General features: G+C 52.3%; 13 protein-coding genes. 8 read left to right on the top strand and 5 right to left on the bottom strand.

What is annotated here, in order from left to right; translation table 11 throughout:
* Positions 1–5: 5 nt before the first annotated feature.
* Both ACYU8Y_RS20735 and ACYU8Y_RS20730 read right to left on the bottom strand, forming a co-directional pair.
* Complete coding sequence (locus tag ACYU8Y_RS20735) at positions 6–983, bottom strand: sugar phosphate isomerase/epimerase family protein (protein WP_460939996.1); 978 nt, start codon at positions 981–983, stop codon at positions 6–8.
* Positions 984–1066: 83 nt separating this feature from the next.
* On the bottom strand, positions 1067–3673 hold the full coding sequence (locus ACYU8Y_RS20730) for a TonB-dependent receptor domain-containing protein (protein ID WP_460939995.1): 2607 nt from the start codon (positions 3671–3673) through the stop codon (positions 1067–1069).
* Positions 3674–3929: 256 nt separating this feature from the next.
* Here ACYU8Y_RS20730 and ACYU8Y_RS20725 point away from each other — a divergent pair, with 256 nt between their 5' ends.
* From ACYU8Y_RS20725 to ACYU8Y_RS20700, 6 genes are all read left to right on the top strand, one after another.
* On the top strand, positions 3930–4997 hold the full coding sequence (locus tag ACYU8Y_RS20725; protein ID WP_460939994.1) for a sensor histidine kinase: 1068 nt from the start codon (positions 3930–3932) through the stop codon (positions 4995–4997).
* On the top strand, positions 4994–5758 hold the full coding sequence (locus tag ACYU8Y_RS20720; protein ID WP_460939993.1) for a LytR/AlgR family response regulator transcription factor: 765 nt from the start codon (positions 4994–4996) through the stop codon (positions 5756–5758). Before ACYU8Y_RS20725 ends, ACYU8Y_RS20720 begins: the two co-directional genes overlap by 4 nt.
* 98 nt (positions 5759–5856) lie before the next feature.
* Positions 5857–6261, top strand: coding sequence for a response regulator (locus tag ACYU8Y_RS20715; protein WP_460939992.1), 405 nt, complete (start codon positions 5857–5859; stop codon positions 6259–6261).
* A 39-nt stretch (positions 6262–6300) separates the two neighbouring features.
* Entirely contained in the window at positions 6301–6684 is a 384-nt protein-coding gene (locus ACYU8Y_RS20710) for a hypothetical protein (RefSeq protein WP_460939991.1), read from the top strand.
* A 203-nt stretch (positions 6685–6887) separates the two neighbouring features.
* Positions 6888–7490 carry a TetR/AcrR family transcriptional regulator gene (locus ACYU8Y_RS20705; RefSeq protein WP_460939990.1) on the top strand — a complete coding sequence of 201 codons (603 nt, stop codon included), beginning with the start codon at positions 6888–6890 and terminating at the stop codon, positions 7488–7490.
* Between the two features lie 229 nt (positions 7491–7719).
* Positions 7720–8460: an SDR family oxidoreductase gene (locus ACYU8Y_RS20700; protein ID WP_460939988.1), complete on the top strand. Its 741-nt coding sequence runs from the start codon at positions 7720–7722 to the stop codon at positions 8458–8460.
* A 216-nt stretch (positions 8461–8676) separates the two neighbouring features.
* On the opposite strand, the gene ACYU8Y_RS20695 is transcribed toward ACYU8Y_RS20700, so the two are convergent.
* Together ACYU8Y_RS20695 and ACYU8Y_RS20690 are read right to left on the bottom strand one after the other, a co-directional pair.
* Positions 8677–9405 carry a 3-keto-disaccharide hydrolase gene (locus ACYU8Y_RS20695; protein ID WP_460939986.1) on the bottom strand — a complete coding sequence of 243 codons (729 nt, stop codon included), beginning with the start codon at positions 9403–9405 and terminating at the stop codon, positions 8677–8679.
* Between the two features lie 214 nt (positions 9406–9619).
* A complete protein-coding gene (locus tag ACYU8Y_RS20690) occupies positions 9620–10165 on the bottom strand; it encodes a GAF domain-containing protein (protein WP_460939985.1) in 546 nt (181 codons plus the stop codon).
* A gap of 195 nt (positions 10166–10360) precedes the next feature.
* On the opposite strand from ACYU8Y_RS20690, the gene ACYU8Y_RS20685 reads away from it, so the two are divergent.
* Positions 10361–10606, top strand: a complete 246-nt coding sequence (locus tag ACYU8Y_RS20685; protein ID WP_460939984.1) for a hypothetical protein — start codon at positions 10361–10363, stop codon at positions 10604–10606.
* Between the two features lie 90 nt (positions 10607–10696).
* Here the strand turns inward: ACYU8Y_RS20685 and ACYU8Y_RS20680 are convergent, their stop codons facing one another.
* Positions 10697–12214, bottom strand: a complete 1518-nt coding sequence (locus ACYU8Y_RS20680; RefSeq protein ID WP_460939983.1) for a DUF4832 domain-containing protein — start codon at positions 12212–12214, stop codon at positions 10697–10699.
* Between the two features lie 122 nt (positions 12215–12336).
* Between ACYU8Y_RS20680 and ACYU8Y_RS20675 the strand changes: the two genes are divergently transcribed.
* On the top strand, positions 12337–14523 hold the full coding sequence (locus tag ACYU8Y_RS20675; protein ID WP_460939982.1) for a sensor histidine kinase: 2187 nt from the start codon (positions 12337–12339) through the stop codon (positions 14521–14523).
* The last annotated feature ends 238 nt before the right edge of the window (positions 14524–14761 follow it).

The raw sequence follows: 14761 nt of genomic DNA, 5'->3' as shown, positions 1-14761 counted from the left end.
TTGAGTTAAGCCAGTATCTTTTTCAGGTTGGTAATGCTGGTTGTGATGCTTTCGATGCCGCCGGGGGCCATGTCCTGCTCCACGAAGAAGTATTTCAACCCAGCTACTTTAGCCGCCGAAAAAATCCGTTTGAAATCGACCATTCCGTTACCCACTTCCGTTATCGTTTTCTTATCGTCTTTAATGTCCTTGATGTGCCACAAGGGGAACCGACCCGGCTGCTCGTTGAACAACGCCACCGGATCTTTGCCTGCCTTGGTCGCCCAGGCGAGGTCGAGCTCCATCTTCACCAGTTCTTTGTCGGTTTGAGAAAGGATCAGTTCGTAGGGCGTTTTTCCGCCCTCCACGGGGTCGAATTCGGTTGCGTGGTTGTGGTAGGCGAAACCGATGCCCGCTTTTTTAGCGGCCTCCCCCGTTTTCTGAAATACCTCGATCGATTTGTTGATTTCGTCGACCGTGCTTACGGGTGTGCTGGAGCAGACCAGATACGCCAGTCCGCCTTCAACCGCTTCATCCACCAATTGCTGGTAGTTGTCGCGCAGGTTAAGCATGGGCGGCATTTTAGAGAAATCCATCGCTGGGCGAGCCGGGCGCTGGGCGTCGCCAGCGGATGGCGTTCCGGCGCCCGCGGGCGCTGGTGGAGGTGTTGGGCGAGGGCGGAAGGGGGCACCTCCGGCATGATGCGCCCGCCAGGTCATGCCCAGGTCGCTCACCAGTTTTCGGAAATCTTTCGCCGAATACCCGTAGTAACCGCCCCGGGTGTTGAAGGCCGATTCTATTTCTTTGTAACCGGCGGCCGCTACTTTTTGAAGCGTCCCTTTCGGATCTTCATTCATTGGGCCGAAAAGCGTGAATAGTTGAATACCAATGGGGTAGGGGTTTGCCGTTGAAAAAAGATCATGGGCGTTGGTGAGCGATGGTAATACAAGACCACTGAGTGTTAAGGCACCGGCATCGCGGAGAAAATGTCGTCTGGTTGTCATGGAAAAGGTTAGTGAAACTGTAAAATTGATTGTTGTAATATACTTCTTTTAAGGCGGTAGGGAACGCCTATCTGGCAACCACCCTACTTCGGACGGCCACCCGCCGGAGCAGCCGCTGGTGCTGCCTGTTGCTGGCCACCGCCGTCGCCTTCTCCTTTCACATCGTCATTGCTCACCGAGCGGCCTTTCCGGCGGGGCGAATCGAAGCTCATCTTGCCAATACGGTACGTGAACGTCACCTTCACGTTCTGGTTGTAGAGGTTGGTGACGTTTACTTGAGAAAGCAGGGGCGAGTTCAGCGTGGTCCGCATCGTTACGCCACCACCAATGAAGTTCTCGGCGGCCAGTCCGACGCTGCCGCGTTTGTTGGCAACGTCTTTTCGAACCCCCACCGAGTACATGTAGAAACTACCCATGGTGCCCTGCAACTGGGGCATCGGCCCCCGGAAGAAACTGAATAGCTGAGCGCTCCAGCCTTTATCGAATTGCAACTGGCTCATCAGACGACCACCAAGGCTCACGCCGGACTTGCTGATGGTGATCGACTTCCCGTCGGCTCCGGGTGTTAGGCCCTGCATGTACACGTAATAGCCGTCCAGTCCGCCGTTGATGGTCCATTTGGCGGTGATGCTTGTATTGAAGAAAACGTTGGCTCCAACTGTCCGTTGTACCCCGATATTCTGATACGTGGTGATGATACTCCCGGCCAGCGTATCGGAGGGTATCCGGATTTGCGAAATAGCGTTGTTGGTCAATCGGCCGAAGAGAGACGCGTTCAGGTACGTTTTCTTGATGGTTGCGCTTGCGCTTAGTTCAACGTTATCTGTCAGTTCGGGGCTCAGATTCGGATTACCCACCATAATCATCTGTGGGTTGGCGGCATTCACGTTTGGGTTTAACTGCTGTAAACCCGGCCGCTGAATCCGACGGTTATAGGCAGCTTTGAGCGTCGTGCCCCCTGTCAAACTTTTCGACACATTAATGCTGGGAACCAGATTGCTGTAATCAGGAATGTTGAGGGGCGTGTTTTCGTTAGCTGTTGCCGATATGCCCGTGTGTTCGTATCGCGTGCCAATCTTGAAGGTGTACTTGCTGGGCGTTACGTAGGTATAGGAGATATAACCCGCTCCGATGTTCTGATTATACTTGAGCGAACCCGATGGATTGGTTGGGTCAAAAATCAGTTCGCCCGTACTGCCACCGACCTGGTACTGGTACCGGCTATCTACCTGGCGCATAATGGCTTTGCCGCCAAATTCAAGCAGTTGATTTTTGCGGATCGGCGTTTGATAGTCGGTCTGGAACGTTACTTCCTGGTTGGTATTGTTGTTCAGGTTTCGCTGACGACCCGTCAGTTCACCCGTCTGGCCCAGCAGGTCGGCATAGAAATTATTGGTCAGGCCCGTGCGGCTGTACTGCGTCGAAATCGACCACTCCTGCTGCGGCTTGAAGGTGCGAATGTAGTCCAGATTCATATCGACCGAATTGGACAGGTCTTTTCGATCCACATCCCGGTTGGTCATACCCAGCAGCGATTCATTGGCGTACGTACTGGTGAGCTGATTCTGCTGCTGAATAAAATTGCGGGTACCATACCGGACGTTGGCCGACAGCGACTGATCTTTCGCCAGGTCATAGTCGATACCCAGCGTATACTGACCAAATATAGGTTTATCGAAGGCCGTACCCGTCTGGCTGGTCCGCAGCGCCTGCCCACCAACCATCGTCGTCTGGTCCAGTGTGGAGGAAGCCCGGTTGTACATGGCCCGGCCGAAACCACCGAGGGTAAGCCCTAATTTTCCTTGCCGATAGGAGCCATTCAGTCCCAGGTTAGAGGCCCGCAAGCCCGCTCCCGCGTCAACATTCAGCGTCAGGCCATGCAGTGTATTCTTTTTGGTCACGATGTTGATAATGCCGGCAGCGCCTTCGGCGTCATATTTTGCCGACGGGCTGGTGATCACTTCCACCGATTTGATCATGTCGGCCGGGAGTTGCTTGAGGGCGTCGGCCACGTTGGCCGCTACAATGGTAGAAGGCTTGTTGTTGATCAGTACGCGGATGTTCTGACTGCCCCGCAGGCTCACGTTGCCATCCAGGTCGACCGAGAGCATCGGTACCCGTTTCAGCACATCGGAGGCATCACCCCCTTTGGCGGTTATGTCTTTGTCGGCGTTGAAAACTAGCCGGTCTACTTTCTCTTCAATGAGTGCCGCCTGACCCGTGACCACCACCTCACCTAAGGTCCGAATGTCGGCTGGTAATTTGATCGACCCCAGGTTCAGGTCCGTACCTTTTGCCACGGTAATCTTCTGGGATTCTCGGGTCTTGTAGCCAATAAACGAATACTGAAGCCGGTAGTCGCCCGGAGCCAGTTTGCTCATTGAGAATTGACCTTTGGCGTCCGACGTGGTGCCGTCGATGGGCTTGTTCGTGGCTACGTTGATAAGCGCAATGGTGGCAAACTCGACGGGTTTACCCGAAGTCGAATCGACCAGCAGACCCGTTAGTTTACCATTCCCTTTCGGGCTGTCTTCGGCTACACCCGTAAACTCCTGCTTCCGGCGGTTTTCCTGGCCGCCCATACCGGGAGGGCCGCCACCCGGAGGGCCAAATTGTGCCTGTATGGTCTGGATCTCGGTCAAACCGCTCCACAGACCGAGGGTGAGTAGCAGAAGCAAGAATGGTTTCATTGTGGTCGGGGTATTGCTGATTGATAAACCAAAACAACACGGATTCCGGCACCCGTAAAAACCCAATAGACCGTTGGGGTATAAACGTCGACAGAGAGCCGGTTTTAACCGATGGAACAGAAACCGGGCGTACCGGCTATCCCGGAGGGGCATCTATCGGCTGGAACGGGTGACTCATCGGTAAATTTGATCCAACCAGCGATTGATGGATGAGCAGTTTATAAATTGGTGTAAACTTGCAGCTTCTCAATCGATTATGGCTGCTACTCCATTTTTTCGCCGGTATGTTCCCCTGCTGAGTCATGTGCTGGGCTGGGGTTTATTAGGCTATCTGCTTTTCTTTGCTCAGTCCTTTAGTTCAGAGATCCGGTTTCCCAATTTATTCTGGCTGAGGCAGGGTATCTTTTTCTGTCTCATGGTAGGCACCTTCTATACAAACTCGCATTGGCTCGTTCCGAAAGTACTGCTGCGCGATCAGACTGGTCGCTACCTGCTGATGCTGGTTGGCGTTATTCTTATTATTCTTCTGATTTTATGGGGTATCGAAACCTGGTTTAACTTACCTGTACTGGTGCATCGGGCTTTTCATCCTGACGGGAAAGGAGAGCCCCGATTATATGGCTGGATTGTGCCAAACCTGTTCACCATTCTGCTGGTACTGGGCATCAGCACCAGCCTTACGCTGTTGCAAAAGTGGCAAACGGACGCCAACCTCAGGTTGTCGCTGGAGCAGGCCAAAACGGCTTCTGAACTATCGTTCCTGAAAGCCCAGATCAATCCGCATTTCTTTTTCAATACGCTCAACAACATTTATGCGTTAACCCTGCTCGATGTCGAAACCGCCCGGGAAGCCCTGCACCGACTCTCGCGCATGATGCGCTACGTGCTGTACGATACACAAACCAGTACGACCCTGCTGAGTAAAGAACTGGCGTTCGTGAACGATTACATTCAGCTTATGCAACTTCGGCTTACCGATAAAGTAACGGTCACGCTCGAATCACCCGACCCGTTGCACGACCGGCCCATTGCACCAATGCTCTTGTTACCTTTCGTGGAGAATGCGTTCAAGCACGGCGTCAGCGCCCTGTACCCGAGTCAGATTCAGATTACTATCCAGCAGCGGCAGAACCAGCTTTTGATGGATGTACGAAACACGCTGTTCGCCGATAAAGCCCCCTCACTCGAACGAGGCAACGGCATCGGGCTAATCAACACACGACGACGACTTGACTTGCTTTACCCGGATCAGTATGCGTTGCAGATTGATGAGCAAACCCCGGCGGGTGAGTACCGGGTTCAGTTAACCCTCGACCTGCCATGATACTTTCCTGCATTGCCGTTGACGACGAACCACTGGCCCTGGGCCTGGTTTGTGCGTTTATCGAAAAAACGCCTTTCCTGCACCTGACGGGCCGCTACAGCAGCGCCGTTGAAGCGTTGCAGGGATTGTTATCGGGTCCACCCGTCAACGTTATTTTTCTGGATATTCAGATGCCCGATCTGACCGGACTGGAGCTGGCCCGGGTTCTGGAGCGCAGCAACCGGGGCGCGCACATCACCCGGATCATTTTTACAACGGCATTCGACCAGTTCGCCCTCGATGGTTTTCGGGTCGATGCGCTGGACTATTTACTCAAGCCGTTCAACTACGAGGAGTTTCTGCGGGCCGCCAGCAAAGCGCGTCAGTACTTCGATCTGGTTCAACGGACCGAGACGGCTCCCGCGCCACCACGCCTTACACCCCCCGCCGAACCGGCTGAAGATTACCTGTTTCTGAAAGTCGAGTATCAGTTGGTGCGTATTGCCTACACGGATATTTTGTATATCGAAGGTCTGAAAGACTACGTAAAGCTTTATCGCCAGAGTGATCCTGATAAGCCGGTGCTGTCCTTAACGAGTTTGAAGAGCTTGGAAGAGAAACTTCCGGCAAACCAATTTATGCGGGTCCACCGGTCGTTTATCGTCGCCCTGCACAACATCAGTGCGTTTACCAGAAACTCGGTACAGATCGGCTCCACCGTAATTCCCGTCAGCGATCAGTACAAAGATGTTTTTGGCCAGTTTATCAGCCGCTGGTTATAAACGCAGGAGGTAGTAAGTAACGAATAAAACAATACGGCCCACAAAACGGTATAATCTGTACAAGCTCTATTGGTAAATAGGATAGAGCTGTGTACTGTATGAATACGAATCGGCAATGGGTAGCCTTGCTAACTGAAGACGAAGATGATTTTGCTTATTGGCAGTTCGGTTTCGCGAACTGGGCCAATCACATAGAGCTAAACTGGTTTGCAACAGGGGATGCGTTTTTTGACCGGCCCGACCTGACCGCTTCCCCACCCGTTGTGCTGCTTTTGGATGGCTTGATACCCAATAATGACGAGCCTCACTGGCTGCGTCGTATTGTCGCGCATGAATGCTGCCGGAAGATGGCCATTGTTATGCTGGCCGACCATTTTACGGATGCGGAACGTCAGCAGTATGGGGAACTGGGAGCCATTGATTTTATCATCAAACCTGTCAATCAATCTGAGCTGGAAAGAGCCATCCTGTCCGTTCGTCAGTATGCTGCTGGTGTAAACTAAGTCTCGGCCTTATTACTAACAATAGTCACGAACCGTCTTATGGAAACGATTTACAACTGGTTGCTTCAAAGCATGGGCAATGAAGGAAATACGTACACGATTTTAAATTGCCAACGGACCAGACGGACTGAGGGAGGAGAACACATACAGGTAATGGCCCGGCTGAAGGATTTCAGTATGGTCAACTTGCTCATTTACGATGGGTCATTAACCGAAGACGAGACGACTAAACTAGCCGGAGGGAGCACCGCGTTTGAACGCCATACCTTTAGCCAGCCAAAAGAAGTACTTGATTTCCTGCACACAGGCCAAATCGATGATGCCACGACGTTGACGGGGGACGATGCCATACAGGTACTCGTGTTTAAGCCGGTCGGTGAAGCGGGCGAACTTACCTTTCCCCCTGAGCAAACCACCAATTAATTGTTTCCTCTTTTCTGCCGTAACCAGCAGGCTCGCTGCCAGACTGCGTCCAGGATAAGGATGCCTCAAAACAGGGAACGGGCCAGGCTATGCGCAGTTGAAAAGACGGTAACGCAGGCATCAGCGGACCCGATGGTGTTACTGTGCTGAAAATTAATGGCGATAAAGTTAGGGCGTAAAATACCAATCGGTATATTTGTGCCATGAATAGCGAATTGTCAAAAGCCGACCGGACCCGTCAGTTCATCATTGAGATGACGGCCGGGGTGTTCAATACCAAAGGATACGCCGGTACATCGATTGCTGACCTGACGGAGGCTACCGGACTTACCAAAGGCAGTATTTATGGCAACTTCAATAACAAGGAAGAAGTAGCTTTAGCCGCCTTTGACTACAATCTGTCGTTGGTATTGAAAGCGGTACAGGCCCGAATGAGCCAGGCAAAAACCTGTCATGAACAGTTGATGGTGTATGCACAGGCGTACCAGAGCTTCAACCAAAGGAGCTTTCCTGTAGGTGGCTGCCCTATCCTGAATACGGCCATTGAGGCCGATGATACAAATAACTTATTGAAAGACCGGGCGGAGAAAGCTATCCTGACCTGGAAGCGCACCCTGATCGACATCATCAAAATGGGCAAGGATTCTGGGGAGTTCAGCGCTACCGCCGAACCCGAATCAACCGCTTTAGCCATGATTGCCCTGATTGAAGGCGGAATTATGATTGCCAAAGTGACCAATAACCCGGCCAGTCTGAATAAAATCCTGAAGACGGTAGAAAAACTTGTCAATCAGTTGCTCAAATAGCCCATCGATCTTTCCCGGTCACTTTAATCTTCCAGCCTTATGCTTGTTGTTTTATGCTTAAAAATATACCGATCGGTATTTTATAGAGTCGCCTACTTATTTTACTGACGACGACCGGCGCTACGGTTGTAGGGTGGCCTGACTGGGGCAACAGACCTACTCCAAAGCGATATTGACGTTGAATAGCTGTCCCATTTACTTACCAATAAATCAATTAAAATCAGAAACCATGAACACAACATCGAACACCGTACTCATCACCGGCGGCAGTGCCGGAATCGGGCTGGAAATGGCTAAACTATTAGCGGCTACCGGCAATACAGTCATCATCACCGGTCGGGACCAGGCGCGTCTCGATAAAGCCCTGACCCAGCTTGACGGGGCAACCGGAATTCTCAGCGACATTAGCAAAGAGACCGACGTCGAAGCCTTGGTCGCTACGCTGACACGTGATTTCCCCAAACTTAATCTGGTTATCAACAATGCAGGCCGGGCCCTCGTCTACAACATTGCCGACAGCGAAGGGGCTTTTGCCATCGCTCAGGACGAAATGTTGACCAACTATTTATCGGTTATTCGGTTGAATGAAAAGTTATTGCCGGTGTTGAAGGCGCAGCCGGAAGCCGCCATTGTCAATGTTTCTTCGGTCGTTGCGTTCGTTCCCGGCAGTCTGGCCACGTATTCAGCCAGCAAGGCGGCCCTGCATTCTTATACCCAATCATTACGGGTCGCTCTTAGTCGCAGCAGTTCGGTGAAAGTGTTTGAATTGATGCCACCCCTGGTTGATACTGAGTTTTCGGCACCGATCAATGGCAAAACGGGCATTGCTCCATCGGTGGTTGCCCAGGCCTTCGTTGAGGCTCTTGCAAACGACACATATGAAATTCGGGTTGGCAACACGCAAACGATCTATGACCTTTACCTGCAATCGCCGGATACGGCCTTACAGGTGATGCAGCCTGCCGCTTAACGAAGCGGGTAGATGAGTACGTAAAATGGGTGCGTAAATGGTCTATACAGACGTTTACGCACCCATTCTGTGTATCTGAAAACTCGACAGGCCGCGAAGGCTGGGCTACCGTTAAAATCTCCGCTTTCTACCGCAATTCCTGCTATTTATACTGCTTTCATCAAGCCATTTGCCCCTGTGACAGCGGTGCCTAACGGAACGAATAAATACCAGATTTTAGAGAGTTCTCAATTTGATGTCTCGGAACCAGACGCTGGTGTTCCAATCCTGCAAACCAATCCGTCCGCTAAACTTTCCCTGGCCAACCGGCGTATTTTTAAGCTTGCTGGCCGACATGCGCTGTTTCCAGTCAGCACTCGTCAGATCGTGTTCCTGAACCGTGTAGCCATTGAGCATCACCGTCAATTTGTTTTTTCGGAGGCTGACCGTGAGCTGATTCCAGCTTCCAAGTGGTTTTGGTTCCTGGATCCGCACATCAGCCAGGCCAAACAGATCGCCGGAACTGTGCGGATGGTTTACCTCTTTCTGGTAAAGCTTATCATCGCCCACCTGAACCTCGATAGCGGTATCGAATATTTTTTTGTATTTCGGCTCTTCCTGCACAAAGAAAAAGAAGCCACTGTTGGTGTACTTCTCAATTTTAAACTCCGCCTTGAACTCAAAATCACCCGATACACGCGCGTCGGTCACTAAATCGCCCGCGTCGCGCGATGGGCCAGTTGCCGTAGCGGGTACATCCAGATGAAGGGCACCCTGTTCGATTTTCCAGGATGCGGGCGTATCTTTCCCGTTGTAGCGGTGCCAGCCTTTCAAATCCCGGCCGTTAAAGAGAAGTTTCCAGCCATCTTTCTTTTCCTGAGAGGATAACGTATTGGGTGTTTGCGCCTGTACAGACGTGCAGGCAAGACCTATGAGCAAACCGAAAGCAATTGATTTAGCGAACATTTGAATTACGATAAACAGGAGTTATTTCCCGTAAAGTAAAGAATAAAGCCGAAGAGAATTACTTGCGTTACGTATGCACAACGGTCTGCTGCCCTTTAAAAAAGAGCCAGCAAGGCGTACCTGCTCTGTAAAACAATGGAATAGACCCACACACTCCGCTGACAGATTACTGGTGAATCAACGGCCAGAGCAAATGACGGAACATGCTGCCGCCTTAGACCGCCTGGTCAGTCGCTACGTAAGCGGCAATTACGGGCTGCAAACGTGGTAGAATAGCCTCGATCTGCCTCTTTTCCTCTTCTGTCCAGTGTCGGGCATGCCCAAACAGGCAGGGCTGTAGAATTCCCCAAAGTTTATTGTCGGCCTGAATATGCGCATGAATCAACGACCGATGGCCGAAGGTTTCCTGCTCAAACTGCCGGTTGAGAACTTCAGGGCCTGCCGTGTCAACATCATCGACATAAACCGATGGTTTCATGGCCAGCCCCGCCCGAATCAGTGGGTCCTGGGCTGGCAACTCATCGGTATCGGGCTGCCAGCGGGGCTGTATGGTGTTTTTGTCGGGAATGGCCTGGCTTTTTCGCCAGCAAAAAGCGGTTCGTCCACGCGCCTGATCGGGCTGCCGCACATAGAGAAAGCAGCGATCCGCTTCTAAAGTCGTCCCAACGATTTCGACAGCCTGATTGAGGGTATGAGCGGGGGAGTGGCCAGCCTCAATGAGTTTTTCAATGGTTGCCGACAATGTGTTTAGGGAAGTCATGTAAGCTTAACACCTGAAGCCCGGCCGGAGTTTATTGATTTTACGCTGATTGGTCGCCCCGCGGTTGATCGACCGTCTACTTTTCGATCTACGTATAGTCCCATCAATGAGCCGTGTAACGGGTGGAAGCCTAAACTGAACAATGGCAAATGATTGGTAGTTGTGTGGCTTATCAACCTAAACACGATAGCAGCCATGCAAAATCAAGTAGCCGCCTATTTACCGAGTCCCAGTCCTGTTATTCTGATCGTATACAAGAAAGAGCCGTATCAATATATTGCCGTTTTTGTCAATCAGACCCGCCAGCAGGCCGAAGACACCTTTAAGCAGAAATACAACCTTGAGGGCGAGGAAAACTATGAGGTCAAAGAGTATGAAGATGTTGAAAGTTACTCGGTCACCGAAGACGGAAATCTGCTGGTCAATGGCAGCTACAAATAAAAAAAGCCTGCATTAACTGTGCAGGCTTTTTTGCTGGCTTGGCGAAACGATTTTTACATTTATTTCCTGTTGGCGCGCTGCCAGGCCCAATTACGGCCCAACGATCAGGGTGTGATTTAGTTTGTTGTAACCCGTCTGGGCCTCCCAAATTTCTGTATTGGCCAGCCTGATGCTGTAAACCGGATTTTGCGCCAGTGACTGATAGCCGTCAGGCAGATTGAGCAACAGCTCATAGCGACCGGCCTTCATGGCTGCCGGAAGCTGGAGCTTATGGCGAAGCAGATGCGCACCGGGAGACAACCGACGGGCATCCGCTTCTATCGTAATACGATGAATGGCTCCACTCGCCGTGTTCCGCAGAATAAGTTCAAGGGGTCTTGGGTTGTAAGGGGCGCTATAACCCACGTTGGACAGGGCCAAATCGATTGGCAAGCGCTCGCCTGCTTTAATTCGGTCGGGGATGGTTGCGGACCGTAGCACGAACCGGTAGCCCAATCGGCGTTGAATACGACCCATGCATCCCTGGGTTTGCCAGTCATTGTTTACATCATTATTATAACTGGCATTCAGGTAGCTATAATGCATCAGGGCCATTTCCTGCTCGGCCCGCCCCAGCGGTTCGCAATCATTCTGTGGACTGAATGCATCATCACAGGTTTCGCCCCCTACGGCCGTGTAGCGGCTATCCTGCGCCATGTACCGACGTAGTATATCGGTAGCGGGACCGCGTTTGGTCGATGAGTTGCCAACATCATAAAAGGTGCCGTAGTCATCGGCGCTGGCTAGAAAACAGTCGTTGTGAAACCCGATTCGGGCGGGATCAGAACGTTGGTACGGTTCCCCAACGCCCATGGCAGCCGAGCTAACGGGCGCTTTGGGTCCATATACAAACCGCTGCTTGATCTGCGGGGTACGAACCTGCACCATGCGGTCTTTAGGCAGGGCTTTTAGCAGAGCGGCCAACACCTGGTTGCGATCCTGCCAGCTACTGTCAGGCACCACGCCAAGGCTGTTGGTGGACGCGTCGCCAAAATAATCCGTGAAGTAGTTCTCACCCCAGATTCCGATAAAGCCCATTTGCAGTACGGAAATAACATCTGCATTCTTCTGAAACAGCGGACTCAACTGGCTGATGTGAGCTAACACAATGGCTTTGGGGGCGTCGCCGTAGGGGGGACATATCTTATACTGATCCGGGCAGTTACCCGAATTGGCCTGTTCCGTATAGGCGAACCGGAGAATGAGCTTGACCCCCGCCTGGCGGGCAATGGCAAAATCCTGATCTACTTTTTCGAGAAAATCCTTACTCAAGGGGCTGTTCTTGAAGGTTTCCAGCCGATAACTCCGATACACCAGGGAGCACTGGATAGGGTAGCTGGCCTTGGAAACATGCTGGGCCTGGGTTCGGTAACTGGCTAGCGTAGGCCCATCGAGGGGAACGAACCGGGCCGAAGAGGTGCTGATCGGAACATAAAATCCCCGTTCGGGGTTGGGGAAATCCTGCTGGCTTTCTGAATACGTCAGGCGGTGGTTCTGGGCCAGGAGGGCCGTCTGGCTAAGGAAGGTAAAAAAGATGAAGCCTGACAACCGTCGGAAAGAATAGATCATGGATGCATGAGTACGTGGTACGCGTTAAAGATAAGCAAAACCGCAGCAGGTTTAGCTTGCCGGGGAGTCTGGGCGAAAGCCTGACTTTTGTTCAGCAAGCCTGGCGGCTGTAACTTAGCCCAATGATGCGATTCTTGTGCCTACTGGCGTTGAGTGTAGGGCTGCTGGCCGGTGCGGGCCAGGCAACCGCTCAAGCCATCGTGATTAAAGGCTCGTCAGACGGCCGGATAGCCTTCAGCGGAAAATGGTTGTTTCGGGCTGGTGACAGCACTGGCTGGGCTAGTCCAGTCTATAATGACCGCCACTGGACCGCCATTGCCCCCAACATTGACCTGGACGAAAACCCGCAGCTTTGGCAAGCCCGGCAGGGCTGGTTTCGGCAAAAATTTCGCTTCCGGCGACTTCCGGGCGAAGACCTGATGCTGACCTTCCAGCAATTTGGCCACTCGGAGATTTTCCTGGATGGACGACGGCAGGCAGTGCTCAAGCCGGTTCGCTACGATTCCGGAGGTTCGCAGCGGATCGTGGCCTTCCTGCCCATACGAATTAAGGATACGAATCAACACACACTGGCGGTGCGCTACGCTTTTCGGGCCGACCCGCTGGTTGGCGCGGTCGTTGACAAAGCTCCGTTTCTAGTGGATATTGACCCGGCAGACCGGGCCGGCATTCACTTGCTGGACGGACAGCAAACGGGAGCGGGCCTATCGGGTCTGATGGTGGGGATTTTCGGCTTGTTGAGTCTGCTCCATTTCCTGTTTTACCGGGCTAATCCAACGCAGACTGTACACCGGGCACTAAGCGCCACCATGCTGGCTTTTGCCCTGTCGTTTCTGACTGATCTGGCCGATCACTACGTCGGTACCCTCACCTTAGATTCCCTGCGTGGGGCGCTGGCCATACTGAGCATCAACGCGGCTTTTGCCTTATTGCTCCTGTCGGTCTATACGTACCTGGGGCGACGGCCCGGCCGCTTGTTCTGGGGCCTGGTGGTCGTGCAGATGGTGACTGCCTTCTACACGGTTTCAGTCGCACCCCCGTCTGACAAACTGTTCCTGATCCCTTTCGTGGGCATACTGATCGAATACATCCGGGTAAGCTGGCTGGCCAAACGCCATAACCCGGATGTGGACGCCAGATTGCCCTGGAACTCACTGAAAGTGACGCTGTATGCCGTACTGGCGATGATCCCGGTGGCAATCCTGATGGGTATTTTGGAGAGCAAATACAGGATGAGTGCCGCTGAAGACTGGGTGATGCTTCCCCTGGTGATACTGGTCCTGCTGGCTTTGTTCAGCATCCCGCTGGGTTTATCATTCTCGCTTGTGCGTGATTATGCCCGGACGTATCGGACGTTGCAGAATAAATTGCAGGAAGTCGAACAACTGTCGGCACAGGCAATGATCCAGGAGCAGGAAAAGCAACAACTGCTGGCTCGCCAGAATGAGATACTGGAGCTCCAGGTGGCCGACCGGACCGCCAAACTGAGCCGATCCTTACGCGACCTGCAAAATACCCAGCAGCAACTCATTCAGAAAGAGAAGATGGCCAGTTTGGGGGAGCTGACGGCGGGTATTGCCCACGAAATTCAGAACCCGCTCAACTTTGTCAACAACTTTTCTGAGGTGTCGGATGAACTGGTAGACGAACTACGGGCGGAACAGCAAAATTCCGTCCGCGATACTGACCTGGAAACGGAGCTGCTGGACGACCTTAAACAAAATCTGCAAAAAATTACCCAGCACGGTAAGCGGGCTTCGGCCATTGTGAAGGGCATGCTCGAACACAGCCGCTCCAGTCTGGGAGAGCGTCAATCCATTACTATAAATGCTCTGGCCAATGAATATCTCCAGATCGCTTACCAGGGCCTGCGGGCCAAAGACAAGGAATTTACGGTTGAGCTGACGACTGATTACGGGGCTGATTTATCCTCGCTGGAGGGGATACCCCAGGAGATTGGTCGGGTATTGCTGAATCTATTCAACAATGCTTTCTATGCGGTACGCCAGAAACAGAAAACGACAAGTCTTGCTTATCAGCCCAGAGTTACCGTACAAACTCGTCAGGCGGATGGGCGTACCCTGATTCGGGTGAGCGATAACGGGACAGGCATGCCCGAATCGGTTCAGGAGAAGATCTTTCAACCTTTCTTCACCACCAAACCAACCGGGGAAGGTACGGGACTGGGCTTGTCGCTCTCGTACGACATCATTACCAAAGGGCATGGGGGATCGCTGCTGGTGGAAAGTCAGGAAGGAGAGGGGAGCACGTTTATCGTTGAGCTGCCCAATCCGCGCGTCAACGCATAAACAATCCGAAGCGTTTAAGAACGACCACCGTAGGCGAATACGGATGAAAACTAAGGAAAGAAGCTTCCAGGGGAATTGCGTTATTGCAAGCTGTTGATTGTAAGTGAGTTGGGCAATTGATGAGAACTGGTCGACAATCAAAATTGGTTGCTGCCGAAAAAAGGAAACGCTCCGGCATAGGTGAGCTGTAGCTTGCGTTTAGTGTAATTATTCTGGAATTAATTTGACTAAAAGGAAG

The organism is Spirosoma humi, assembly GCF_054776575.1.
Note: the sequence above shows the minus strand (reverse complement) of the source record. Positions and strands in the feature narration are given on the sequence as shown.